Source organism: Ruegeria sp. I3 (genome assembly GCF_056532525.1).
Genome location: NZ_JBQFNI010000001.1, coordinates 477,063 through 500,394, shown reverse-complemented (window position 1 = coordinate 500,394; position 23,332 = coordinate 477,063). Strand labels below are relative to the sequence as shown.

General features: G+C 56.8%; 23 protein-coding genes. 8 read left to right on the top strand and 15 right to left on the bottom strand.

Features of this window, described 5'->3' with window-relative positions:
- The first annotated feature begins 87 nt into the window (after positions 1-87).
- The 4 genes from ACR0L9_RS02610 (at position 88) to ACR0L9_RS02595 (ending at position 3,589) form a co-directional block, all read left to right on the top strand.
- Positions 88-1,053, top strand: coding sequence for a phosphatase PAP2 family protein (locus ACR0L9_RS02610; RefSeq protein ID WP_480567363.1), 966 nt, complete (start codon positions 88-90; stop codon positions 1,051-1,053).
- A 99-nt stretch (positions 1,054-1,152) separates the two neighbouring features.
- The gene (locus ACR0L9_RS02605; RefSeq protein ID WP_170392424.1) at positions 1,153-2,085 is read left to right on the top strand and encodes a bifunctional riboflavin kinase/FAD synthetase; all 933 of its coding nucleotides are present in this window, start codon (positions 1,153-1,155) and stop codon (positions 2,083-2,085) included.
- Entirely contained in the window at positions 2,082-2,555 is a 474-nt protein-coding gene (locus tag ACR0L9_RS02600; protein ID WP_480894646.1) for a YcgN family cysteine cluster protein, read from the top strand. The genes ACR0L9_RS02605 and ACR0L9_RS02600 overlap by 4 nt, the downstream gene beginning before the upstream one ends.
- A complete protein-coding gene (locus ACR0L9_RS02595) occupies positions 2,555-3,589 on the top strand; it encodes a threonine aldolase family protein (RefSeq protein WP_480894644.1) in 1,035 nt (344 codons plus the stop codon). The genes ACR0L9_RS02600 and ACR0L9_RS02595 overlap by 1 nt, the downstream gene beginning before the upstream one ends.
- A gap of 19 nt (positions 3,590-3,608) precedes the next feature.
- On the opposite strand, the gene ACR0L9_RS02590 is transcribed toward ACR0L9_RS02595, so the two are convergent.
- Positions 3,609-4,208 (bottom strand): DsbA family protein, encoded by a 600-nt coding sequence (locus ACR0L9_RS02590; RefSeq protein ID WP_480894642.1) that lies wholly within the window; start codon positions 4,206-4,208, stop codon positions 3,609-3,611.
- Between the two features lie 108 nt (positions 4,209-4,316).
- Here ACR0L9_RS02590 and ACR0L9_RS02585 point away from each other — a divergent pair, with 108 nt between their 5' ends.
- A complete protein-coding gene (locus ACR0L9_RS02585) occupies positions 4,317-5,336 on the top strand; it encodes a ribose-phosphate pyrophosphokinase (protein ID WP_170392433.1) in 1,020 nt (339 codons plus the stop codon).
- A gap of 52 nt (positions 5,337-5,388) precedes the next feature.
- Here the strand turns inward: ACR0L9_RS02585 and ACR0L9_RS02580 are convergent, their stop codons facing one another.
- The 8 genes from ACR0L9_RS02580 to ACR0L9_RS02545 form a co-directional block, all read right to left on the bottom strand.
- Complete coding sequence (locus ACR0L9_RS02580; RefSeq protein ID WP_480894640.1) at positions 5,389-6,081, bottom strand: nitroreductase family protein; 693 nt, start codon at positions 6,079-6,081, stop codon at positions 5,389-5,391.
- Positions 6,082-6,184: 103 nt separating this feature from the next.
- Positions 6,185-6,535, bottom strand: a complete 351-nt coding sequence (locus ACR0L9_RS02575; protein WP_480614977.1) for an H-type lectin domain-containing protein — start codon at positions 6,533-6,535, stop codon at positions 6,185-6,187.
- Between the two features lie 117 nt (positions 6,536-6,652).
- Positions 6,653-7,063, bottom strand: coding sequence for a F0F1 ATP synthase subunit epsilon (locus ACR0L9_RS02570; RefSeq protein WP_480614979.1), 411 nt, complete (start codon positions 7,061-7,063; stop codon positions 6,653-6,655).
- A gap of 12 nt (positions 7,064-7,075) precedes the next feature.
- Positions 7,076-8,500 (bottom strand): F0F1 ATP synthase subunit beta, encoded by a 1,425-nt coding sequence (gene atpD, locus ACR0L9_RS02565; protein WP_480894638.1) that lies wholly within the window; start codon positions 8,498-8,500, stop codon positions 7,076-7,078.
- Positions 8,501-8,520: 20 nt separating this feature from the next.
- Entirely contained in the window at positions 8,521-9,399 is an 879-nt protein-coding gene (locus tag ACR0L9_RS02560) for a F0F1 ATP synthase subunit gamma (RefSeq protein WP_170392441.1), read from the bottom strand.
- Positions 9,400-9,414: 15 nt separating this feature from the next.
- Positions 9,415-10,953: a F0F1 ATP synthase subunit alpha gene (atpA, locus tag ACR0L9_RS02555; protein ID WP_480894636.1), complete on the bottom strand. Its 1,539-nt coding sequence runs from the start codon at positions 10,951-10,953 to the stop codon at positions 9,415-9,417.
- Positions 10,954-11,514, bottom strand: coding sequence for a F0F1 ATP synthase subunit delta (locus tag ACR0L9_RS02550; protein WP_170392445.1), 561 nt, complete (start codon positions 11,512-11,514; stop codon positions 10,954-10,956).
- Positions 11,515-11,816: 302 nt separating this feature from the next.
- Entirely contained in the window at positions 11,817-12,551 is a 735-nt protein-coding gene (locus ACR0L9_RS02545; RefSeq protein ID WP_170401881.1) for a methyltransferase domain-containing protein, read from the bottom strand.
- A gap of 61 nt (positions 12,552-12,612) precedes the next feature.
- Between ACR0L9_RS02545 and gloB the strand changes: the two genes are divergently transcribed.
- Together gloB and clpA are read left to right on the top strand one after the other, a co-directional pair.
- Positions 12,613-13,380 carry a hydroxyacylglutathione hydrolase gene (gloB, locus tag ACR0L9_RS02540; protein ID WP_480459604.1) on the top strand — a complete coding sequence of 256 codons (768 nt, stop codon included), beginning with the start codon at positions 12,613-12,615 and terminating at the stop codon, positions 13,378-13,380.
- Positions 13,381-13,554: 174 nt separating this feature from the next.
- Positions 13,555-15,879 (top strand): ATP-dependent Clp protease ATP-binding subunit ClpA, encoded by a 2,325-nt coding sequence (gene clpA, locus ACR0L9_RS02535; protein WP_170401887.1) that lies wholly within the window; start codon positions 13,555-13,557, stop codon positions 15,877-15,879.
- 87 nt (positions 15,880-15,966) lie between these two features.
- Here clpA and ACR0L9_RS02530 read toward each other — a convergent pair whose 3' ends face one another.
- The 3 genes from ACR0L9_RS02530 to ACR0L9_RS02520 all read right to left on the bottom strand — a co-directional run bounded on the left by ACR0L9_RS02530 (position 15,967) and on the right by ACR0L9_RS02520 (position 19,427).
- Positions 15,967-17,646, bottom strand: coding sequence for a peptidoglycan -binding protein (locus ACR0L9_RS02530; RefSeq protein WP_480894634.1), 1,680 nt, complete (start codon positions 17,644-17,646; stop codon positions 15,967-15,969).
- 3 nt (positions 17,647-17,649) lie between these two features.
- A complete protein-coding gene (locus ACR0L9_RS02525) occupies positions 17,650-18,828 on the bottom strand; it encodes a biopolymer transporter ExbB (protein ID WP_170392455.1) in 1,179 nt (392 codons plus the stop codon).
- Positions 18,829-18,896: 68 nt separating this feature from the next.
- Complete coding sequence (locus tag ACR0L9_RS02520) at positions 18,897-19,427, bottom strand: gamma-glutamylcyclotransferase (protein WP_170392457.1); 531 nt, start codon at positions 19,425-19,427, stop codon at positions 18,897-18,899.
- A 67-nt stretch (positions 19,428-19,494) separates the two neighbouring features.
- Between ACR0L9_RS02520 and ACR0L9_RS02515 the strand changes: the two genes are divergently transcribed.
- Entirely contained in the window at positions 19,495-20,496 is a 1,002-nt protein-coding gene (locus ACR0L9_RS02515) for a DUF2125 domain-containing protein (RefSeq protein ID WP_170392459.1), read from the top strand.
- Here ACR0L9_RS02515 and ACR0L9_RS02510 read toward each other — a convergent pair.
- From ACR0L9_RS02510 to hisC, 3 genes are read right to left on the bottom strand one after another with little or no spacing between them, the layout of a single operon-like run.
- Positions 20,493-21,314, bottom strand: a complete 822-nt coding sequence (locus tag ACR0L9_RS02510) for an extensin-like domain-containing protein (RefSeq protein WP_480894632.1) — start codon at positions 21,312-21,314, stop codon at positions 20,493-20,495. The two genes, ACR0L9_RS02515 and ACR0L9_RS02510, sit on opposite strands and share 4 nt — an antisense overlap.
- Positions 21,311-22,231: a prephenate/arogenate dehydrogenase family protein gene (locus tag ACR0L9_RS02505; protein ID WP_170609504.1), complete on the bottom strand. Its 921-nt coding sequence runs from the start codon at positions 22,229-22,231 to the stop codon at positions 21,311-21,313. The genes ACR0L9_RS02510 and ACR0L9_RS02505 overlap by 4 nt, the downstream gene beginning before the upstream one ends.
- Positions 22,228-23,313: a histidinol-phosphate transaminase gene (hisC, locus tag ACR0L9_RS02500; RefSeq protein ID WP_480894630.1), complete on the bottom strand. Its 1,086-nt coding sequence runs from the start codon at positions 23,311-23,313 to the stop codon at positions 22,228-22,230. Before hisC ends, ACR0L9_RS02505 begins: the two co-directional genes overlap by 4 nt.
- Positions 23,314-23,332 lie beyond the last annotated feature (19 nt).

Sequence of the window (23,332 nt, the reverse complement as noted above, 5' to 3'; positions counted from 1 at the left end):
TACCGACAAAAGCCCAAACTTTAGCCACATTGTCGCCGAATTGCGCTCCTAGTTCTGGGCCGTTCATTAGCGCCAGAGCACCTATTTATGAGAATTTTCTTTTTATTTTCATTTTGTTACGCCGTTTTCTCAATCGCCTTGGCACTCCTTGTCCGTGACAATGCCAGCATAGCACTGAACTACGAAACCACCAAGCTGCTCGCCCGAGTTGTTAAGTTTGTGCTTTATCTAAAGTTCGCCGGGATTCCACTATTGATATTGTTGTATGTTAGTCGGCAACAAAACTGGAAGGTCAAAGCCGCTAATACGGCATATGCGTTCTTCGGTAGCCTGATGTTCTGTGCCGCATTTTCTATAACAAAAACATCCATCCCTTACGTGGTTCCCTTTTACGCCGACCCTCTTCTCGCGGACGTCGACAAATTCCTCCACTTCGGGATTGATCCGTGGGAAATCACACATCGCGTATCCGCAAATATTACGCCAGCTATGGTCGAGGTCGTCTATGTGAAAATGTGGGCCTTGCCTGCATTCTTCCTGCCAGTGCTTATCGCACTCACCGATGGCGACAAGCCTCGTAGCCATCGTTACCTGGTATTGTACTGCGTATGCTGGATTTTACTTGGCAACATTTTGGCGCTTGGATTCAGTTCGGTCGGGCCCGTCTACTACGATTTGCTGTTTGATGACAGTCGCTTCGCTGGCCTGACACGAGCACTCAATGATACAGGGATTTCCGAGAGCATTCTTGGGCAAGTCCAAGCTTTGCTTTGGAACGACTACATCAGTAACTCGCAGAATTTTGCAACTGGGATTTCAGCATTTCCATCACTTCATGTCGGGATGGCAACCGTTATCGCCCTTTACATGACTGAACGTAGCGCCTTTCTGTTTCTGCCCGGCTTCGCGTTTCTGCTCGCCGTATTATTCTGCTCGGTCTATATCGGATTCCATTATGCAATCGATGGCTATGCCTCGATTGGCGTCATATTGGTGGTCTGGGCCTTGCAGAGACGGAGAACGCTCCCGATTGGCGCATTCGCGCCTGCTTGACGGAACACACTGAAACAGAAATCCGGCGAAACTGCTGTATTGAAGCACCGCCACAATCAGATGCTTGAACCTGACGGGCAGTCCCGCTAGGCAAGCCGCATGCATATCATCCGGGACTTCCAGTTTGTTGAACCAGAAGACCGAGGCGCAAGTGTCGCCATCGGGAACTTTGACGGTGTTCATCTTGGCCATCAATCCGTCATCGAGTTGGCGCGCAATGCTGAATTGAACGCGCCGCTGGGGGTCATGACATTTGAGCCGCATCCACGAGAGTATTTTTCCCCAGAGGCACCGCCCTTTCGTCTGATGCGCGGCAATGCACGCGCGCACCGGCTGGAAAAACTCGGCGTGCAGAAGCTTTATGAACTGCCTTTTAATTCAACGCTCGCGGGTATGACGCCCGAAGCTTTTGCGAGAAATGTCATATGCGATGGTCTGGGGCTTTCTCATGTTGTCGTGGGTGCCGATTTTTGTTTTGGCAAAGGGCGCAGCGGTAACCCTCAGGACCTGGTTCGCTTTGGCGAAGAGATGGGGTTCGGTGTGACAATCGCGCCCCTGTTGGAGCGCACCGAGAATGTGGTTTCGTCGACTGCGATCCGGACAGCTCTGTCAGAGGGGCGCCCGCGCGATGCGGCAACAATGCTGGGGCACTGGCACCGGATTGAGGGTGAGGTCGTCGGAGGCGAGCAACGCGGACGAGAGTTGGGGTACCCGACAGCCAATATGTCGATCGAAGGACTGCACCCTCCAAGATTCGGCGTTTATGCAGTTTTGGTCGACGTCCTGGATGGCCCGCATCAGGGCAGCTATCACGGGGCGGCATCGGTCGGGACCCGGCCCATGTTCCAAGGCGAGGTTCCTAACATCGAGACATTTCTGTTCAATTTCTCAGGTGATCTTTACGGTGCCACGCTGTCCGTTGGTCTGGTCGACTATCTGCGGCCCGAAATGACATTCGACGGCCTTGACGGGTTGATCTCGCAGATGGATGCCGATTGCGCGCGCGCCCGAGAGATACTGGCCAGTACATGACTACGGATCCAATCGATCGAGCTGGCCTCGCGCCCCGATTCTGGGAACGCAAGCCGCTGCGCAAGATGAACCAGCGTGAGTGGGAGGCCCTGTGCGATGGTTGCGGCAAATGCTGTCTGAACAAGCTGGAAGACGAAGATACGGGCGAGGTCGCATTGACCTGTGTTGCCTGTCGCCTGCTGGATGACGAAACTTGCCGGTGCACCCAATATGATATCCGCCACCAATTCGTGCCCGAATGCATCGTCATGACACCCGATAACATCGACAACCATGCCTATTGGCTGCCCCAGACTTGCGCCTATCGACTGCTCTGGGAAGGCAAACCGCTTTACGACTGGCACCCTTTGCTATCAGGTAAGCCTGAAAGCGTTCACACCGCCGGCGTTTCCGTTCAGCGGCGAACCGTATCTGAATTCGAAACGCCCATGGAAGAGTGGGAAGACTACATCATCGAGGAGCCGAGTTAATGCATTTTGCCTCTGATAATTCCGGGCCCGTTCATCCCGAAGTTCTGGCCGCATTGGCCGAAGCCAATCAGGGCTATCAGATGGCTTATGGCGCCGACACCTTGATGAACGAAGTGCGCGACCAAATCCGCGGCATTTTCGAAGCACCGGGTGCGGCAGTTTATCTGGTCGCTACGGGAACGGCAGCGAATTCACTGGCGTTGGCAACGCTGAGCAAGCCATGGGAAACCGTGTTCTGTTCACCCGTCGCTCATATCCACGAAGATGAGTGCAATGCCCCCGAATTCTACACCGGCGCGAAACTGACTCTGGTGCCGGGTGGCGACAAGATAACCCCCGAAGCGTTGACCAAGTCCATTGAGGGGGAAGAAACCCGCGGCGTGCATGGTCCGCAGCGCGGGCCTGTCTCGATCACTCAGGTGACCGAGCGTGGCTCGGTTTACTCGCTTGCCGAACTTCAAGCCTTGTGTGGCGTTGCCAAGAAGTATGGGTTGCCGGTGCATATGGATGGTGCACGTTTCACTAACGCTCTGGTCGCTTTGAATTGCTCACCGGCAGAGATGACGTGGAAATCTGGTGTTGACGCAGTCAGCTTTGGCGGCACCAAAAACGGGCTGATGGGTGTCGAGGCCGTAATCTTCTTCGACGAAAGCAAAGCTTGGGAGTTCGAGCTGCGGCGCAAGCGCGGGGCGCACCTGTTTTCCAAGCACCGTTACCTGTCTGCCCAGATGGCTGCTTATCTGCAGGATGACCTGTGGCTGAAATCAGCTCGCAAAGCGAATGCCAATTGCGCGCGATTGGCGGATGGTCTGCGGGCAGTCGGGGCAGAATTCCTGCATGAACCCCAGGCAAACATGATTTTCGCAAGCTTTCCCCGCAGCCAACACAAGCGCCTGCACGAGGCCGGCGCCGTCTATCACTTGTGGGGCGATACGTTGGACGGTGAGGACGAAGACGAGATGCTGGCCTGCCGCCTTGTCTGTGACTGGTCCATCGGAACCGAGCAGATCGATCGGTTTCTGAACCTCTTGTAGCCGTGCCTCCCTGCCCCGGCTATTTCATCTCAGCCAGATGCTTGTCCAGATCATCAAGACGGTCCTGTCCCCAGAACCTCTGATCGTCCAGTGTGATGTAAAACGGTGCCCCGAAAACACCCCGGTCCACGGCTTCTTCCAGATTTGCGGCGTAGGTTTCCGCACCTACCAACAGGCCACTATCAGCTAGATTTGGATTAAATCCTGCCTGTTCCAGGCAATCCCGGATCACGCCGTCATCAGAGATGTCCTTTTCTTCTGCCCAGCAGGCACGCAAGAAGGAATGGCAAAGTTTACCCACATCACCTGATCCATCCTGTACTGCTGCGATCACAGCGTAAGAGGACGGTGCCATGTTCGTCGGCCAGTGCGCAGGCTGCAGGTTCAACGGCATATTCAGATTGAGCGCTTGGCGCACCAATTCCTGCGCGCGGTATTCGATGCGAGAGATATGACGATCTTTTGGTGGCGTTCCACCTGTCCGGCCAAACAGGGCAACAATATCCAATGGTTTATAGTTGATCGTCGCACCGTGTTTTTCCGCGATCTCTTCAAGGCGCATTCCCGCCAGATAGGAATAGGGCGAGAGTGTCGCAAAAAAGTAGTCAATCTGGGCCATGTTCACTTTCTCCGCTGCGTTATCTTTGCGGGACGGTAGACCCATGCTAAGCGGTGTCAACATCACGAATCTGTCACATTGCCACTGCTGCCCGGGGAAAATCAGCCGATGCCGACACTTCACGAACCCAAGCTTATCGCTGGGAACGCCAATCTTCCGCTTGCCGAAACCATTGCACGTCGCATGAGCCTGCATCGCGGCGTTGACCAGGGGCTGGTCGATGCAAGGGTCGAACGGTTCAACGACGGAGAGATTTTCGTCGAGGTTTTCGAGAATGTGCGTGGTGAGGATATGTTTATCGTTCAACCAACCTCGAACCCCGCCAATGACAATCTGATGGAGCTGCTGATCATCGCAGATGCGCTGCGCCGTTCATCCGCAGCCCGGATCACCGCTGTCATTCCGTATTTCGGGTACGCCCGTCAGGACCGCCGCACCAAGGCGCGCACACCAATCAGCGCCAAGCTGGTGGCAAACATGCTGACTGGTGCGGGTATCGAACGGATTCTAACCATGGATCTGCACGCAGCCCAGATTCAGGGCTTTTTCGACATGCCGGTGGACAACCTTTATGCCTCTCCGATCTTTGCCCTGGATGTGAAGAAACAATTCAAGGATCAGATGGACGACCTGATGGTGGTCTCGCCGGATGTCGGCGGTGTTGCACGTGCCCGTGAATTGGCCAAACGCATCAATGCGCCCCTTTCGATCGTTGACAAACGCCGCGAAAAGGCAGGCGAAGTGGCCGAGATGACGGTCATTGGTGACGTGAAAGATAAAATCTGCCTGATTGTCGATGACATTTGCGATACCGCTGGCACTCTGTGCAAAGCTGCCCAGGTGCTGATGGATAACGGCGCCAAGGAAGTGCACTCTTACATCACCCACGGTGTCATGAGTGGACCGGCGGTTGAACGTGTGACCAATTCGGTGATGAAATCTCTGGTCCTATCGGACACGATCCAGCCTACGGCTGAGATCAACAAGGCCGCCAATATCCGCATCGTGCCCACCGCGCCGATCTTTACGCAGGCGATCCTGAACATTTGGAACGGCACCAGCGTGTCATCTTTGTTCGAAGATAAGACACTGACGCCGATCTACGAGTCACTTTATCATATGGATTGATCGAAAAAACTGCTGACTACCATAGATAACGTCTGAATTCATGATGGCCTGCCTATTCGGCGACCGTCATGATTTCTTCCAACGGTTTTTTCATCTTTGCAACTTTTGGCACCTTCGCATCGTCTTGCGGGTGGCCTACAGCTACGATCATAATAGGCTTTTCATGATCAGGGCGGTTTAGCAGTTTATTCAGGAATTTCATCGGGTTGGGTGTGTGGGTCAGTGAAACCAGCCCTGCATGGTGCAGCGCAGTCAACAAAAAGCCCGTGGCAATGCCCGTGCTTTCAGGCACGTAGTAGTTTTTGAACCGATCTCCATCATCGAAATGACCCCAACGTTGGGCGAAAATCACTATCAGCCACGGTGCGTCTTCCAGATGCGGCTTCTGATCGTTAGTCCCGATTGGTTCAAGCGCCTTCAGCCATTCATCTCCGGCACCGCCTTCATAAAACCTGCGCTCTTCAGCTTCCGCTTCTTCCCGAATACGGCGCTTCATCTCAGGGTTCGAGATTGCCACAAAGTGCCAGGGCTGATGATTGGCTCCTGAAGGCGCTGTTCCGGCTGCGCGAATGCACTCTTCGATGACCGTGCGCTCGACGGTCCGGTCCGAATAGTCACGCACGGTATGGCGGCGTTTCATCTTGTTGTAGAACGCTCGCGCTTCGGCCAGCATTTCTTCATCAGACAAGTCCATACGATCCGGAAGATCCAGGGCCTCGTATTCGATATGATCTCGTGCAAACACCTGTAAGATCCTCCGGTTGCGTTAGCCGCTATTTGGGGTGGACAGTCTTCTTTATGGGACGACGCGCGAAGGTGCGCAATCTTATCTCACGAACAGGCCTGCTTCACGAGATATCCCAATCGTCTTCATGCGAAACATCTCCAATTGCGGTCCAATTCACCCGAATTCTGGCGATACGCGTATCAGACCAGGTGCGAAACACCGCATTGAATCCTTCCGGCGTTATATCTTCGGCCTGAACTTCAGCCCGTAAAGCGGAAGACGTATCCACATCCCAAAGCACCACGCCTATCTGGACGATTGGCTCAGAGCGGAACACTTCTGAAAAACGGATGCTTACGCGACGCTCACGCGGGCCCTCACCAGTCCACATCACGCCACCATCGGCGAAATCGGAAAACAAGACCTCCTCGCCCTGATCAATGCCGATGGGATGGGTTTGAAACTTTTTCATCTATCGTCTTTTATTGTTCAATTCCTGCAGCTTAACTTCAGCGAATGGCAAAATCACGACAAAAAAACGGCCCCGCGGATACGGGGCCGTTCCAAGTGATCAGAATGTCATGAACCCTTACAGGCTCATATGCGTTCCTAGGGCTTCCATGTCAGCCAGCAACTTTGCAGCATCGTCGACGATCGTCTGATCTTCACCGGCCTTGGCCGCCTCGTGCGAGGCGCGGGCGTCAGCGATCAGATCGTCCAGATGCGAACGTGTTACTTCAGCAACCGGAATGGCCTTTTCGGCCAGAACCGACAGGCCATCGCCATTGATCTGAGCAAACCCGCCGGTGACCAGGTATTCACTGGCCCCTTCGGGTGCTTCGACCTTCAGGATGCCCGGGCGCAGCGTGGTGATAGTGGGGGCATGATCGGGCATTGCCGTCATATCCCCGTCCGCGCCGGGAATCTGGACCGCGGTGGCCTCGAGCGAAGCAAGGCTCCGCTCGGGGCTAACGAGGTCGAATTGCATCGTGTTTGCCATCAGGGATACTCCTTAGGCGGCTTCTGCGGCCATCTTCTCCGCTTTGGCGATCACTTCTTCGATGCCGCCAACCATCAGGAAGGCCGCTTCGGGCAGGTGATCGTATTCGCCAGCGACAACCGCTTTGAACGACTCGATGGTCACATCCAGAGGAACCTGAACGCCCGGCGAACCGGTGAAGACTTCGGCCACGTCGAACGGCTGCGACAGGAAGCGTTCGATCTTACGGGCACGGGCCACGGTCAGTTTGTCCTCTTCCGACAGTTCGTCCATGCCGAGGATGGCGATGATGTCCTGCAGCGACTTGTAGCGCTGAAGGATCTGCTGAACGTCGGTCGCAACCTTGTAGTGCTCTTCACCAACGATGGCCGGGTCGAGCAGACGCGAGGTCGAGTCGAGCGGGTCAACCGCAGGGTAGATACCCTTTTCCGAGATCGCACGGTTAAGAACGGTGGTCGCATCCAAGTGAGCAAACGAGGTTGCCGGCGCAGGGTCGGTAAGGTCGTCCGCAGGCACGTAGATCGCCTGAACCGAGGTGATCGAGCCCGACTTGGTCGAGGTGATGCGTTCCTGCAGGGCGCCCATGTCGGTGGCCAGTGTCGGCTGGTAGCCCACGGCTGAAGGAATACGACCCAGTAGAGCCGAAACCTCGGAGCCCGCCTGCGTAAAGCGGAAGATGTTGTCGACGAAGAACAGAACGTCGGTACCGGACTGGTCGCGGAACTGCTCGGCCAGGGTCAGACCGGTCAGAGCGACACGTGCACGTGCTCCCGGAGGTTCGTTCATCTGACCGTAAACCAGGGCCACCTGCGATTCCGACAGGTTGTCCGGTTTAATAACGTTCGATTCGATCATCTCGTGGTACAGGTCGTTGCCTTCACGCGTCCGTTCACCAACACCCGCGAACACCGAGAAGCCCGAGTGCACTTTTGCGATGTTGTTGATCAGTTCCATGATCAGAACGGTTTTACCAACGCCGGCGCCGCCGAACAGGCCGATCTTACCGCCTTTGGCGTATGGGGCCAGCAGGTCAACAACCTTGATGCCGGTTACCAGAACTTCCGACTCGGTCGATTGTTCGTCAAAAGTCGGTGCGGGCTGGTGGATCGCACGGGCTTCGGTTGCTTCAACCGGGCCTTTTTCGTCGATCGGCTCGCCAACCACGTTCAGGATGCGGCCCAGAGTGGCGTTACCAACCGGAACCGAGATCGGTGCACCAGTGTCGGTCACGGCTTCGCCGCGGACCAGACCCTCGGTCGCGTCCATCGCGATGGTACGGACGGTGTTTTCACCCAGGTGCTGAGCAACTTCCAACACCAGGCGCTTGCCGTTGTTGGTGGTTTCCAGCGCGTTCAGAATTTCAGGCAGCTGATCTTCGAAGTGCACGTCGACGACGGCCCCGATGATCTGTGTGACTTTGCCTTTTGCATTCGCCATGTTTCGTCTCCGGTATGTCTCTACAGCGCTTCGGCGCCGGAAATAATTTCAATCAGCTCGTTGGTGATCACGGCCTGACGCGAGCGGTTGAACTGGATCGTCAGCTTGTCGATCATCTCACCCGCGTTGCGTGTCGCGTTGTCCATTGCGGACATCCGTGCACCCTGTTCAGACGCTCCGTTTTCGAGCAGAGCCGAGAAGATCGCGGTGGCAACCCCCTTGGGCAGCAGGTCGGCCAGGATGGCCTCTTCGCTGGGCTCGTAGTCGAATACCGCACCGCTGTCGTCACCCGTCGCTTCGTCTTCGAACGAGGCGGGGATGACCTGCTGTGCCGTCGGGATCTGGGTCACAACGTTGACGAACTTCGAGTAGAAGATCGTGGCAACGTCGAACTCACCCCCGTCGAAACGAGACAGGACGTCCTTGGCGATGTCTTGCGCGTTGGAATACCCCAGACGCTTGACCTCGCTCAGGTCGATATGTCCAACGAACAGATCGCTAAAATCACGCTTGAGCGCGTCGCGGCCTTTTTTGCCGACGGTCAAAACCTTGACCGTCTTGCCTTTGGCGCGCAACTCGTCCGCCTTTTGGCGAGCGAGTTTGGCGATGTTCGAGTTGAAGCCGCCACACAGGCCGCGTTCAGCTGTCATGACAACCAGCAGATGGACATCATCACTGCCCGTGCCACGGAGCAGCTTGGGGGCGCTGTCGCTGCCCCCGACCGAAGCCGCCAGTCCCGCCATCACGGCATTGAACCGCTCGGCATAGGGACGCGAGGCTTCGGCAGATTCCTGGGCGCGGCGCAGTTTTGCTGCCGCGACCATCTGCATGGCCTTGGTGATCTTGCGGGTCGATTTGACCGACTCGATCCTGTTTTTAAGGTCCTTAAGATTTGGCATATGCCCGCCTCTCCCTTAAGCGAAGGTTGCGGCGTATTCGTCCAGCGCAGCCTTGATCTTGTCGGAAGCGTCACCCTTGATCTTGGGATCTTCGTCCGTGATCCACTGAAGCAGATCCGCGTGCTTGCCACGCAGGTGCGCCAGCAGGCCGGCTTCGTATCGGCCAACATCGGACACGTCGATCTTGTCGAGGTAACCGTTGGTACCGGCGAAGATAACGCAGACGATTTCGGCGTTGGTCAGCGGCGAGTACTGCGGCTGTTTCATCAGCTCGGTCAGACGCGCACCACGGTTCAGCAGCTGCTGGGTCGCGGCGTCGAGGTCAGAACCAAACTGCGCAAAGGCAGCCATTTCGCGGTACTGAGCCAGCTCCAGCTTAACCGGACCGGCAACCGACTTCATCGAGTTGGTCTGAGCCGAGGAGCCCACACGCGAAACCGACAGACCGGTGTTCACAGCAGGGCGGATGCCTTGGTAGAACAGTTCGGTTTCCAGGAAGATCTGGCCGTCGGTGATCGAGATCACGTTGGTCGGAATAAACGCCGAAACGTCACCACCTTGAGTTTCGATAACCGGCAGAGCAGTCAGCGAGCCCGCACCGAAGTCTTCGTTCAGCTTTGCCGAACGTTCCAACAGACGCGAGTGGAGGTAGAAAACGTCGCCAGGATAGGCTTCACGTCCGGGCGGACGGCGCAGCAGCAGCGACATCTGACGATAGGACACAGCCTGCTTCGACAGGTCATCATAGATGATCAGCGCGTGGCGGCCATTGTCACGGAAGTATTCGGCCATCGCAGTTGCGGCGTAAGGTGCAAGGAACTGCATCGGTGCCGGGTCGGACGCGGTTGCCGCCACAACGATCGAGTAGTCGATCGCACCGGACTCTTCCAGTTTCTTCACCAGCTGAGCAACGGTCGAACGCTTTTGACCGATCGCAACGTACACGCAGTACAGCTTCTTCGACTCGTCGTCGCCTGCTGCGTCGTTGTAAACTTTCTGGTTCAGGATCGCGTCCAGAGCAACGGCGGTTTTACCGGTCTGACGGTCACCAATGATCAGTTCCCGCTGGCCACGGCCGATCGGGATCATCGCGTCAACCGATTTCAGGCCGGTTGCCATCGGCTCGTGCACCGATTTACGTGGGATGATGCCCGGAGCCTTAACGTCTGCAACGCCACGCTTCGACGCGTTGATCGGGCCTTTGCCGTCCAGCGGGTTGCCCAGACCGTCTACAACGCGGCCCAGCAGCTCGTCACCGATCGGAACGTCCACGATCGAGTTGGTGCGCTTAACGGTGTCACCTTCTTTGATGTCACGGTCGGAACCGAAGATAACAACACCGACGTTGTCGCTTTCCAGGTTCAGCGCCATACCCATGATGCCACCGGGGAATTCGACCATCTCACCGGCTTGCACATTGTCCAGGCCGTATACACGGGCAATCCCGTCACCGACGCTCAGCACGCGGCCGATCTCGGCCACTTCGGCTTCCTGACCAAAATTCTTGATCTGGTCCTTCAGGATTGCAGAAATCTCTGCAGCTTGGATTCCCATTTATCCGACCTCTTTCATTGCATTCTGTAGGGAGTTCAGCTTCGAACGGATCGAGCTATCGATCATTTTCGAGCCCACTTTAACGACAAGACCGCCGATGAGGCTTTCATCAACGGTCGCATTGATTGTCACGGTCTTGCCCACACGCTCGGACAGCGTCTTGGACAGTTTATCCATTTGGGTCTTGGTGAGCGCCTTGGCCGAGGCGACATCGGCGGTCACCTCGCCACGCTCGTCAGCCAGCATGTCGCGCAGAACCTGCACCAGTTGCGGTACAACGAACAGACGACGTTTCTGCGCCATCAGACCCAGCGTATTGCGCAGGATGGCATGCAGGCCCATCTTGTCCGCAACAGCGGTGATTGCGCTTTCCTGTTCGGCGCGCGAAACCAAAGGCGATGCGATCAGGTCGCGCAATTCAGCGCTGTCACCCAATGCTGCTGCCAGATCGTTGATTCCGGTTTCCAGACCTGCAAGGTCATTATTCTCTTTTGCGATCTCGAAGATCGCGGTGGCATAGCGCTCGGCGATGCCAGTGGAAATCGAAGCTGGTTCGGACACGTCCACCCTTCCGATATTTGAGGCCCCGATTTTGAGTAGCGGCCGCTACCTTGGGGCGTGAGGAAACCCCGTCCATTTAGGGCGGGGATCAAAATCACCGGGGATGTAGCAGAGGTGTTCCAACCAAGCAATACGCTATAGCGGTAACAGTTTTATCCACAAATTATTATTTTTCATACACTTAACCCAACTGCGACCCTTTGGACCGATTGGGGCAGTTGAAAAATGTTACGAATATGCAGGTTTTTGCGATTCCTGTGACCTTTTTCCCGCATTTTTTCCGTTCAAAATGCGCCGGACTGTCACGCAGGCTTTAACAAACCATCCAACGCTTTGATCGGGCGCTTCGCTGTGTCTTTAGTAACGCTCCCGCTAGGTGGGCGAATGAGTTTACTGGCCTCAACCATAAGCACGCCTCCGGCCATGACGGTTGGGATGCGTTGTCCAGTCTTCTCGATCAGGCTGCCCGATTTTAGCCAGAACCGACGGAACGAAGGCGGCAGGTAAAGCGCCGAGCAATGGTTTTCCGGGACGAAGTGGTGCGCGCGCAATTGGTTTTCCAATTGGGTCGTTGAATAGGGCTGCCCAAAGCCAAACGGCGTCCGGTCTGAGCGCGACCAAAGCCCGGCCCGGTTCGGTACGACAAATAGCACACGCCCTCCGGGCCCCAGAACGCGCCAGCATTCTTCCAGCAATTGGCTGGGTCGGTTTGAAGTTTCCAAACCATGCATCACCACGAGTTTATCCACATGGCCAGTTTCGATTGGCCACATCGTCTCTTCGGTCAGAACGGAAACATTGGGCATCCCCGCAGGCCATGGCATTACACCCTGCGGACCAGGCATAAGACCAATCACACGGCGCGCATCTTTGAGGTAAGGCCGCAATAAAGGTACGGCAAAACCAAATCCGACCACAGTTTGCCCCTTGGCTTCGGGCCAAAGATCCACCAACCGACCACGGATCGCTGCCTGGGCCGCGCGACCCAGGGTGCTGCGATAGTAGAAATTCCTCAGATCCTGCACATCAAGATGCATTGCGGACACCCGGTCAATCGGCTTAGCTGGGCGCAGTCTAGCAATGAAAGGGCAAAAGGCCATGCCTCTTGAGATCGTTACCATTCCTTGCCTCAGCGATAATTACGCCTTTCTCGCCCATGATCCGGCCAGCGGTGAGACTGCCTTGATCGATGCGCCAGAGGCAGCTCCGATTCTGGCCGAACTGGATTCGCGCGGCTGGCAGCTAAGCCATGTGTTGTTGACACATCATCATTGGGATCATGTGGACGGGCTGAGCGGCATTCTAGCGAAACAGCCCGCGCGTGTGATCGGCGCAAAAGCAGATGAGCATCGGTTGCCAAAACTCGATCAGGCGGTGGTTGAAGGTGACACATTTTATATCGGCGGTGAGCCGGTCGAGGTTCTTGATGTGTCCGGTCATACAATTGGGCACATTGCATTCTACATGCCCCAAACTGGCGTTGTATTCACCGCTGACAGCCTGATGGCGCTGGGATGTGGACGATTGTTCGAGGGCACGCCTGCGCAAATGTGGGCCTCTCTCAGCAAGTTGGCGGCCCTGCCCGATGAAACAATCGTGTGCTCAGGCCACGAATACACGCAGGCAAACGCCAAGTTCGCCCTGACCATCGATCCCGACAACCCAGCCTTGCTTGACCGCGTGGCCGATATTAATCGCGCCCGCGCTGCTGGAGAACCTACTGTGCCTTCGCTTTTAGGCCTGGAAAAGGCGACAAATCCGTTTCTAAGGGCCACTGATCCGGCGATTCAGGCCCATCTGGGCATGGAAAACTCTGATCCCGTGTCCGTATTCGCCGAAATTCGAGCCCAAAAAGACAGCTTTTAACCCGTTTCAAGCCCCAATCACGGCCACGGTCACAACAAATGTGACTGTCAAGTGAAAGAAAACCCTTGAAGCCGGGGCGGGATCAACCAAACTCTAATAGTATGAGGACATGGTTGGGATGGGGATCCGGCCTGCAGCCCGCCCCCTTCCGGCCCAATACAGAGGAGCACCCGCGTGCCTTCATTCTCGAGCACACTTGAACAAGCCATCCACGCGGCCCTTGCGGCGGCGAATGAACGGCGACATGAATTCGCAACGCTAGAGCATCTGCTGCTGGCGCTGTTGGAAGAACCCGATGCGGTGCGCGTCATGAAAGCGTGCAGCGTCGATCTGGACGAGTTACGCAGCACCTTGGTCGAATTCATCGACGAAGATCTGTCAAACCTCGTCACTGATATCGACGGGTCCGAAGCAGTACCGACTGCAGCCTTCCAGCGTGTCATTCAGCGCGCCGCGATCCACGTTCAAAGCTCTGGCCGCACAGAGGTGACCGGGGCCAATGTACTGGTGGCCATCTTCGCCGAACGTGAAAGCAACGCAGCCTATTTCCTGCAAGAGCAGGACATGACCCGTTATGACGCGGTAAACTTCATCGCACATGGTGTGGCCAAAGACCCGGCCTATGGAGAGAATCGTCCTGTAACGGGTGCTGATGAAGCCGAAGAAGAGGCTCAGACGACCTCTGGTGACGCTGAGCAGAAAGAAAGCGCGCTTGGCAAATATTGCGTTGATCTGAACGCCAAATCACGCGCCGGTGATGTAGATCCGCTGATCGGACGCTCGGACGAGGTTGAACGCTGTATTCAGGTGCTGTGTCGCCGGCGCAAGAACAACCCGTTGCTGGTAGGTGACCCCGGTGTCGGCAAAACCGCCATCGCCGAAGGTCTGGCGCATAAGATCGTTGCGGGCGAGGCCCCGGACGTGTTGTCGGAAACCACCATCTACTCGCTCGATATGGGTGCCCTGCTTGCGGGAACTCGCTATCGCGGCGATTTCGAAGAGCGTCTGAAAGCGGTTGTGACCGAATTGGAAGAGCACCCTGATGCAGTTCTCTTCATCGACGAGATTCACACTGTGATCGGAGCGGGTGCAACCTCGGGCGGAGCGATGGATGCGTCGAACCTGCTGAAGCCAGCGCTTCAGGGTGGCAAACTGCGCACCATGGGCTCGACCACGTATAAAGAGTTCCGTCAGCATTTCGAAAAAGACCGCGCGCTGAGCCGCCGATTCCAGAAAATCGACGTGAACGAGCCGTCGGTCGAGGACAGTGTCAAAATTCTGCGCGGTCTGAAACCATATTTCGAAGAGCATCACTCGATCAAATATACTGCCGACGCGATCAAGACAGCTGTCGAATTGTCGGCGCGCTATATCAACGACCGCAAACTGCCCGACAAGGCGATCGACGTGATCGATGAGGCCGGGGCAGCGCAGCACCTGCTCGCCGAAAGCAAACGTCGCAAGACCATCGGCGTCAAAGAGATCGAGGCGGTGGTTGCCAAGATTGCGCGTATCCCACCCAAGAACGTCACCAAGGATGATGCCGAGGTTCTCAAAGATCTCGAAACCTCTCTGAAACGCGTGGTGTTTGGTCAAGATGAAGCGATCGAAGCGCTGTCCAGTGCGATCAAACTGGCGCGCGCCGGTCTGCGTGAGCCCGAAAAACCCATCGGCAACTATCTGTTCGCTGGCCCCACCGGTGTTGGCAAAACAGAGGTGGCGAAACAGTTGGCTGACACGCTTGGTGTTGAACTGCTGCGTTTCGACATGTCGGAATACATGGAGAAGCACGCGGTCAGCCGTCTGATCGGTGCGCCTCCGGGTTATGTCGGGTTTGATCAGGGTGGTTTGCTGACCGACGGTGTCGACCAGCACCCACATTGCGTCTTGTTGCTTGATGAGATCGAAAAAGCGCACCCGGACGTATTCAATATCCTGTTGCAGGTGATGGATCACGGCGAATTGACCGACCACAATGGCCGGACGGTGAATTTCCGCAACGTGGTCCTGATCATGACATCGAACGCAGGTGCGCAGGAGCAGGCGAAAGCCGCCATCGGCTTTGGCCGCGACCGGCGCGAAGGTGAGGATACCGCAGCGATCGAACGTATGTTCACGCCGGAGTTCCGCAACCGCCTGGACGCTGTGATCTCATTTGCACCACTACCGAAAGAGGTCATTTTGCAGGTCGTTGAGAAGTTTGTCCTGCAGCTGGAAGCACAGTTGCTGGATCGTGGCGTGACCATCGATCTGACACCGCGTGCCGCCGAATGGCTGGCCGACAAGGGCTATGATGACAAGATGGGTGCGCGACCTCTAGGTCGTGTTATTCAGGAACACATCAAGAAACCTCTGGCCGAGGAACTGCTATTCGGCAAACTGGCCAAAGGCGGCGTGGTCCGTGTCTCGATGAAGAAGGGCGAGCTGAATCTGGAAATCCTGGGCCCCGATCAGCCCCGCATTCCGGGCGACAAGCCCCCGCTCTTGACAGCGGACTAACCTACAGCCTCTATAACGAAAAACGCCCGCCTTTTCGGTGGGCGTTTTTCTTGTTTGGCAGGTGATCCAAGGTGGTTCGTACCAGCCTTATCGCTCTGTCAGCTTCAACTCGATCCGACGATTCTGGGCGCGCGCTTCGGGTGTGTCGGCGGGATTAACGGGTTGGAATTCTCCGAACCCGTTTGCCGCCAAGCGATCAGGTGGAATGCCCAGTGCGTCAACCATGTAGCGCACCACAGAAAGGGCACGACCCTGGCTGAGCTCCCAGTTGTCGCGATATCGTCCGCTGCCTGCAAGTGGCACATTATCGGTATGCCCATCGACACGGATGACCCAGTTCAGCCCTTCGGGTATTTCGGCGGCAACGCTTCGCAGGATATTGGCAACTTTGGCAACCTCCTGACGGCCTTCCGCGGACAGGTTTGCGGACCCGGTGGCAAACAGCACCTCCGACGAGAACACGAAGCGGTCGCCCTCAATGCGCACGCCATCCTGATCACCCAGCACATCGCGCAGTCGCCCGAAGAATTCCGAGCGATAGCGCTGCAAATCCTCGGCCTGTGCGGCTAGTTCCTGATTTTGGCCCGCCAGTTTCTCGGCCTCGGCTTCCAGCCGAATACGTTCAGCCTCTTCCAGCAGTCGGCGACGGCGTTCTTCCGAGGCTGCGCGCGCTAGAGCGGCATTCAGATCCTGGCCCAGCGTCTGTATCTGGATCTCGGCGGCGGTATTACGTTCTTCGTAGTCGTCTAACAAAGCCTGCAGCGACCCCAACTGGCTGCGCAGGGCTGCCATCTGCTGATTAAGCAGCGCGGTCTGACGTTGCGCTTCGGTCGAGATTTCCTGTTCCGATGCAAGCGCCTCTCGGGCGAGCGCCAGCAGCGCCGCGCGCTCCTCGGCCAGCGACCTTTGTTCAGCTTCATTTGCTAGTGCTTGGGTTTGGGCATCCAGTGCCGCCTGCAGTTGTTCCCTCAGTTCTTCGGCATTGATCTCACCGAACTGACGCTCAAGCTCTGCCTTGGCAGCCTGTGCCGCAGCTAGCAAAGTCAGGGTATCCTCGGCTTCCTTTCGCTGCGCTTCCAGCGCCAAGGTCATCGCTGTCAGTTCAGCATCTGCATTCTGCAATCGATCACGCAACGCCTCAGCAGCGGCGGCTTCGGCCAGACGCGCGGCCTCTTCCTCGGTCAGTTGCTGTTCTAGCTCGGATATCTGAGCTGCCTGTGTATCTTCGCTGGTTTCAAGTTCGGCGACGAGAGCTTCAAGTGCTTCGCGTCGAGCCGCGGCAAGGCGGGCGGCTTCGGCCTGTGCGTCGATTTCTTGTCTGCTTTGAGCAAGTGCCAAATTCAAGGCATCTTGTTCATTTAGCAACTCATCGCGTTGCGTTTCTAGCGCGGCGATATCCCCCTGCGCACGCGCCTGATCAGCCAGCAAAGCCGCGACCTGTGCTTCAAAGTCGGTTATGCGGGTTTGTGCCTGCGCCAGATCGTCTTCGACCTGATTAAGCGTTGCATTCAAGTTCCCAAGACGCGCTTGAAGGCGGCTGTTTTCCCGCTCTTCCAGCCCCAGCGCCCCGGCCAGAGCGGCGATTTCGTCGGACAGCGCAGTCAGTTCATCCTCTTGACCTGAAATGGTTTCGCGCAGCACAAATTGCACGACCATGAAGATGGTCAGCACAAAGGTCAGCACCATCAACAATCCCGTCATCGCATCCACGAAGCCGGGCCAGACCGAGCCCGAAAATCGTTGACCTGTGCGGCGGGACAGCGCCATGGGTTACTCTCCTTCCGGGGGGGTACGTACGGCGCCCCGTGGCAAGGTCAACGCTTTGACCAGTAACTCAAAATCCTTGCGCAGTTCGTTCATGCTGTCCTGACGACCAGCGGAGATTTCTTCGAGTATACGCAGCAACTGAACATCCATCGACCGCAGGCGCATGCGGCTTTCCGCATCGATCCCCTCGCCCGCGCCATGTTCGCGCATGTGATCCAACAAAGCGTCCTGCCCCAGCGCCACACGTTCAAGCGCAGCCGTTACGCCTTCGGTCTGGGCCTGCCGCTGGTTCATTTCCCCGATGACATCGACCAAATGTCCCAGTTTGGTCGAGACGTTCGTGCGATCAACTTCTTGCGCCGAGAACATGTCCTGCAGTGCATCCATCTGCTCGGACATGGCATCCAGTACTGGGGTCAGCACGGCCAGTTCCGCGCCGCCCTCATCGCCCGCAGCAAAGCCAACGCGGGTGATTGAGGACAACCATTCTTCCAATTCGCGATAGAACCGGTTCTGGCCATGGCCCGCGAATAGTTCCAGCAAACCGACTATCAAGGATCCGGCCAGACCCAGCAATGACGACCCAAAAGCAACGCCCATGCCCTGCAGCTGCGCTTCCAATCCTGTCATCAGACGGTTGAAGACGGCCAGACCTTCTTCACCTTCCTGCGGGTTCAGGCTGCGGATCGTATCAACGATGGCGGGGACAGTGGTAGCCAAACCAAAAAATGTCCCCAGTAGGCCAAGGTAGATCAGAACGTTGGTGATGTAGCGGGTGATCTCGCGCTCTTCTTCGACCCGTTCGGCGACGGAATCGAGGATCGATCGGGTAGAGCTAGAGCTGATCTGAGACCGCGCCCCGCGTTCCCTCAACAACGACGCCAGTGGGGCAAGCAGTTGCGGCGGGCGCACATCGTCACGTTCGACCCCTCCGGCAAAGGCTTCGATCCAACGAACCGATCCGATCAGCTGTGTGACTTGCAGAAAACAGGCAGCGACACCGATGACAAAAACCAGCAAAATGAACCCGTTAAGATACAGATTGGCCTGAATAACCGGCAGCACATATGGCAACGCCATGAACACGCCAAGTCCTGACAGCCCTATTGCGATCAGCATCATCAAAATCTGACGGATCGGTTGTGAAAAATGTGGTCTCACGCCCTGTTGTGCCTGCGCCATGCGCGTGGCTCCTGGTATTGTCTGCTCTGGGCTGAACCTATCGAAGTTCGCCCCGTGACGCCAAGAGTTTATGCGCTGATTGTCCGCACCCGTTGCGACAACCACTCAAGATCAGGGTCGTGCAGTCCGATCTCGGTCAAGTGCGAGGCAGTATTGTATAGATATTCGGTATTTGGCCCACGTCCGCCAACCGCGTGGGCGATGATCTGGGCCTGCTCTTCCAATGGAAGACCGCCGCAATACTGAACGTGGTGAGCATCGATGACGTAAGTCACTGCATTTACGATCTGCCCGCAGTCCAGATGCACGTCCAGCATCCGCTCCAGATAGGCTGACGAGATCAGCTCACGCTCACGCAATTCAGCCAAAGTGCGCTCTTCGTGACCTGCCTCGACAGCAAGCGCCAATCCAGTGCAATGCGCGTCTGGCTGTTCGTCCAGCGCCAATACCAAACCGGGGTCTTCTTCCGTGCCGCGATGGTGGATAGAGCGCATGCAAAACGACCGCGCATATCCGTGCAATTTAGCGCGTTCGCTGCGTGCCACCGGAAAGCCCGGGTTCCACAGCAGCGATCCATATCCGAATACCCACATCGTCATTGCACTGGTCCTTGCCCGTTTGGCCCTATAAACATCAAATCCGAGGCAGGAAAAAGGGCCATTCATCATGCGCCGTCTGATACGCGTTTTCGTATTTATCGCCCTCGCGTGGAGCGCCTACTGGTTTGTCGCCGGTTATGGTCTGCGAAACGCCCTGACCGGTTGGTTTGACCGACAGCAAGAACTGGGCTGGCAGGCCGAATTCTCGGACGTGTCGACGGCAGGATATCCATTTCAGCACATCACACGCCTGAATAATCCCGCTTTGGCCGATCCGGTCAACGGAACGGCGTGGAGTGCGGACTGGGTCGAGTTCCAAAGCCCAGCAATCTGGCCCGGCCGCCAGATGCTGCGCTTTGCCAGTACGCCGCAGCGCCTTTCCTATTTCGACCAGACCACGACCGTTCAGGCCGAAGCGCTACAAGCCGAATTGCAGCTCCAACCCGGTGTCGCGCTGGTGCTCGAGAAAATGGCGCTGACCTCAAAGCGCTGGCTGCTGACAACCGAAGGTGATCCGCAAGCCGGAGGCCAGTCGCTGAGCCTTGTGATGGAGCAATCTGGAGCGCCCGAAAGCTATGGGATTACTGCGAAGATCGACGGATTTACCCCCGGCGATGATCTGAGACGCCTGATGCGTTCAGCATCGACCCTGCCGCAATCGTTCGAAACGCTGGAAATGGATATGTTTGTCACTTTCGACAAACCCTGGGACCGCACCGCACTTGAGCAGCGTCGCCCCCAACCCGTTGCGATTGATCTGCGTTTGGCAGAAATGAAATGGGGTGAGCTGCGTCTGTTCGCCACCGGCGAACTGGAAGTTGACGAACAGGGCATTCCAACGGGTGAAATTGCGATGAAAGCCGAAAACTGGCGCGACATGATCGCGATGGCAAACGCCGCAGGTGCGCTGCCGGATCAGGCAGTCGATCCTGTGACCCGCGCATTGGGCTTCATGGCTGGACTGGGTGGCAACCCAAATGCGCTGGATTTACAGCTGAATTTCAGAGATGGGTTCGTCGCCTTAGGTCCGTTGCCCCTTGGTCCTGCCCCGAGACTGGTGCTGCGTTAACGGCAATAGGTGCCGCTGCGGTAGCGCGCGGTGTCTAGGTGGAAATGATCCCGATGGTAGCGATCAGAGTTTGGTCCGAGAACCGTGCCAAATGGCCCACACGCGCCGCGCCAAACCTTGGTCAGTTGCTTCTTGGACGGATTTTTGCGCCAGCCATTTAAAACCGTCACCACCTCACCATCGGCCATCTTGAAGCCCGAAATGTCGATGGCGCGCCCTTTACCATGCTCAGAGATCCGCGCCCCTTTACGGTTGTTACGTGTTCTACAGGCGTAATGCGCGGCGACCTGTAGCTCGACCACCGGACCTCGGCGTTTGAACGTGGGCTTTACAGTTTTGTCGACCCAATTGTTCAGCGCCTGTGCAGTGCCGCAATCCATCGTCGCTGGGCGGCTCAGCCCGACCCCCGATACTGAGGTGATTTGCACTGCATCCTTAATCCCGCAGGCTTTGATCTTGCCCTTCACACGTCCAACCGGCTTACCCTGAATATCGATATCGCCACAGACTGAACCCTTACGCAGCTTGCGTTTCTTAAGAAAGACGCGTTGTTCCAATTCTTCCGGGCGCACAAACGGGCGGATCGAATTCTCGGGCCCGAGCAATGGTAATTCAGCGGGAAGGGCTGCAGCGGCCGTTACCTGCGGCGAAGCGGGCCGTAGCACCGGCCGGATGTTGGGGGTGACGATTGCCACCATCGCTTGGGTGGTTTCCGGGCGCGTCAACGGCACAATAGATGTTTCAGGCGCCGCCGCATTTGCAGTCGTTGCCGCCAAAGCAACGCAGAAAATCAAATGGCTGCAGCCGATCTTTCTCATGTCGATGTTTTTCCCCGCCCGAAATCTGGCGCATCCGTATCCTGGCCCGCATCAATGATGCCGCGGCGGATCGCCCGTGTGCGCGTAAAGTAGTCGAACAATTGCTCTCCGTCACCTGTTCGGATGGCCCGCTGTAGCGCAAAGAGCTCTTCCGTAAACCGGCCCAGAATCTCCAGCGTTGCGTCTTTGTTGGTCAGAAACACATCACGCCACATCGTCGGGTCCGAAGCCGCGATGCGGGTGAAATCGCGGAAACCAGCTGCCGAATACTTGATGACTTCGGTGTCTGTAACCCGCCGGAGATCATCCGCAACACCCACCATCGTATAGGCAATCAGGTGAGGTGCGTGCGAGGTGACCGCCAGCACCAAATCATGATGCGCGGCATCCATTTCATCGACATTCGATCCCAGACCCTCCCACAAAGTCCGCAGGCGAGCGATCGCATCCGGATCGGAATCTTCGACCGGCACCAACAGGCACCAACGGTTGTCGAACAGTTCGGCGAAACCCGATTCAGGCCCGGAATGCTCGGTCCCGGCCAGTGGGTGCGCCGGAATGAAATGAACGCCATCAGGTATGTGTGGTGAGACGGCGTCAATCACGTGACGCTTTACCGACCCCACGTCTGAAACGGTGGCACCGGATTTCAGAACCGGCGCAATCTGCTGCGCTACCGGTCCCATTGCGCCAACCGGAACACACAGAACCACCAGATCAGCACCCTCGACCGCCTCTTCCGCGGTCTCGCAAACCCGGTCACAAAGGCCGATCTGGCGCGCCGTCTCGCGGGTTGCCTCGGATCGCGCATAGCCCGTCACTTCGCCCGCAAGCCCAGCCCGTTTGATCGCCCAGAACATGGACGATGCAATCAGGCCCAACCCGATCAGCGCAACACGGTCGTAAATCTGGCTCATACAGCGCCCCCTTTGAACGCAGTAATCGCTGCAACCACGCGACCGCAGGCGATTTCGTCGCCTACGGTGATCCGCAGCGCGTTTGGCAGGTTGTAGCCCGCGACCCGCCGCACGATCAAACCCTGCGTTTTCAAATAGTCATCGCAGGCTTCCGCCTCGGCCCTGTCAGCAAAGCGGGCGAGGATGAAATTCGTGCATGACACATCGGATGAAACGCCGACCTTCGCCAGTTCATCAGACAACCAAATCCGGAGGCGTGAATTTTCAGATAGGCAGAACCGCAGATATTCCTCATCCCGCACGGCGGCCTCGGCCGCCGCAAGAGCCGTCAGCGACAGGTTGAACGGCTGACGAACGCGGTTCAGCACATCAATAATCTCTTTCGCCGCATAGCCCCAGCCAACGCGCATCCCACCTAGACCGTACACTTTCGAAAAAGTCCGGGTCATGATGACATTGCTAAACCGGTCCACCAGCCCTGCGCCTCCATCGAAACCATCGACAAATTCGGCATACGCACCATCCAGCACCATCAGGCAATCGGCTGGCAATGCATCCGCCAACCTCTGCAATTCGGCGTCAGAGATCATGGTTGAAGTAGGATTTCCCGGATTGGTCACAAAGACAATCCGTGTCTGCCCAGTGACCGCAGCAAGGATGCTATCTACGTCTACACGGCGATCTCTCTCGGGCACCATGACCGGGGTCGCGCCAGCCATTCGCGCGATGATCGGATACATGGAGAATCCATGCTCGGTATATATCACCTCATCACCCGGACCAGCATAGGCCTGCGCTACGAACTGCAACACTTCATCACTGCCGACACCGCAGATGACCCGATTGGCATCCAGTCCGTGCCGTTCAGAAATTGCGGCGCGCAGGCTGGAATGATCGGTGCTGGGATAACGATGCAGCGAAACGGCACTTTCGCGCACCGCTTCGATCGCCTTGGGACTTGGCCCAAATGGGTTTTCGTTGGAACTCAGCTTGATGACATCCGCAACACCGTCAACATGCGACTGTCCGCCCTGATACAGCGCGATGTCCATTATGCCGGGTTGAGGTGTGATCTGGTTCATGAGGGGCTCCACTAGCTTG

What these genes read in the sequence shown, in the direction of transcription:
- ACR0L9_RS02610 (WP_480567363.1), top strand. Translation starts at nt 88, where the DNA reads ATGAGAATTTTCTTTTTATTTTCATTTTGTTACGCCGTTTTCTCAATC.
- ACR0L9_RS02605 (WP_170392424.1), top strand. Translation starts at nt 1,153, where the DNA reads ATGCATATCATCCGGGACTTCCAGTTTGTTGAACCAGAAGACCGAGGC.
- ACR0L9_RS02600 (WP_480894646.1), top strand. Translation starts at nt 2,082, where the DNA reads ATGACTACGGATCCAATCGATCGAGCTGGCCTCGCGCCCCGATTCTGG.
- ACR0L9_RS02595 (WP_480894644.1), top strand. Translation starts at nt 2,555, where the DNA reads ATGCATTTTGCCTCTGATAATTCCGGGCCCGTTCATCCCGAAGTTCTG.
- ACR0L9_RS02590 (WP_480894642.1), bottom strand. Translation starts at nt 4,208, where the DNA reads ATGGCCCAGATTGACTACTTTTTTGCGACACTCTCGCCCTATTCCTAT.
- ACR0L9_RS02585 (WP_170392433.1), top strand. Translation starts at nt 4,317, where the DNA reads ATGCCGACACTTCACGAACCCAAGCTTATCGCTGGGAACGCCAATCTT.
- ACR0L9_RS02575 (WP_480614977.1), bottom strand. Translation starts at nt 6,535, where the DNA reads ATGAAAAAGTTTCAAACCCATCCCATCGGCATTGATCAGGGCGAGGAG.
- ACR0L9_RS02570 (WP_480614979.1), bottom strand. Translation starts at nt 7,063, where the DNA reads ATGGCAAACACGATGCAATTCGACCTCGTTAGCCCCGAGCGGAGCCTT.
- atpD (WP_480894638.1), bottom strand. Translation starts at nt 8,500, where the DNA reads ATGGCGAATGCAAAAGGCAAAGTCACACAGATCATCGGGGCCGTCGTC.
- ACR0L9_RS02560 (WP_170392441.1), bottom strand. Translation starts at nt 9,399, where the DNA reads ATGCCAAATCTTAAGGACCTTAAAAACAGGATCGAGTCGGTCAAATCG.
- atpA (WP_480894636.1), bottom strand. Translation starts at nt 10,953, where the DNA reads ATGGGAATCCAAGCTGCAGAGATTTCTGCAATCCTGAAGGACCAGATC.
- ACR0L9_RS02545 (WP_170401881.1), bottom strand. Translation starts at nt 12,551, where the DNA reads ATGCATCTTGATGTGCAGGATCTGAGGAATTTCTACTATCGCAGCACC.
- gloB (WP_480459604.1), top strand. Translation starts at nt 12,613, where the DNA reads ATGCCTCTTGAGATCGTTACCATTCCTTGCCTCAGCGATAATTACGCC.
- ACR0L9_RS02530 (WP_480894634.1), bottom strand. Translation starts at nt 17,646, where the DNA reads ATGGCGCTGTCCCGCCGCACAGGTCAACGATTTTCGGGCTCGGTCTGG.
- ACR0L9_RS02525 (WP_170392455.1), bottom strand. Translation starts at nt 18,828, where the DNA reads ATGGCGCAGGCACAACAGGGCGTGAGACCACATTTTTCACAACCGATC.
- ACR0L9_RS02520 (WP_170392457.1), bottom strand. Translation starts at nt 19,427, where the DNA reads ATGACGATGTGGGTATTCGGATATGGATCGCTGCTGTGGAACCCGGGC.
- ACR0L9_RS02515 (WP_170392459.1), top strand. Translation starts at nt 19,495, where the DNA reads ATGCGCCGTCTGATACGCGTTTTCGTATTTATCGCCCTCGCGTGGAGC.
- ACR0L9_RS02510 (WP_480894632.1), bottom strand. Translation starts at nt 21,314, where the DNA reads ATGAGAAAGATCGGCTGCAGCCATTTGATTTTCTGCGTTGCTTTGGCG.
- ACR0L9_RS02505 (WP_170609504.1), bottom strand. Translation starts at nt 22,231, where the DNA reads ATGAGCCAGATTTACGACCGTGTTGCGCTGATCGGGTTGGGCCTGATT.
- hisC (WP_480894630.1), bottom strand. Translation starts at nt 23,313, where the DNA reads ATGAACCAGATCACACCTCAACCCGGCATAATGGACATCGCGCTGTAT.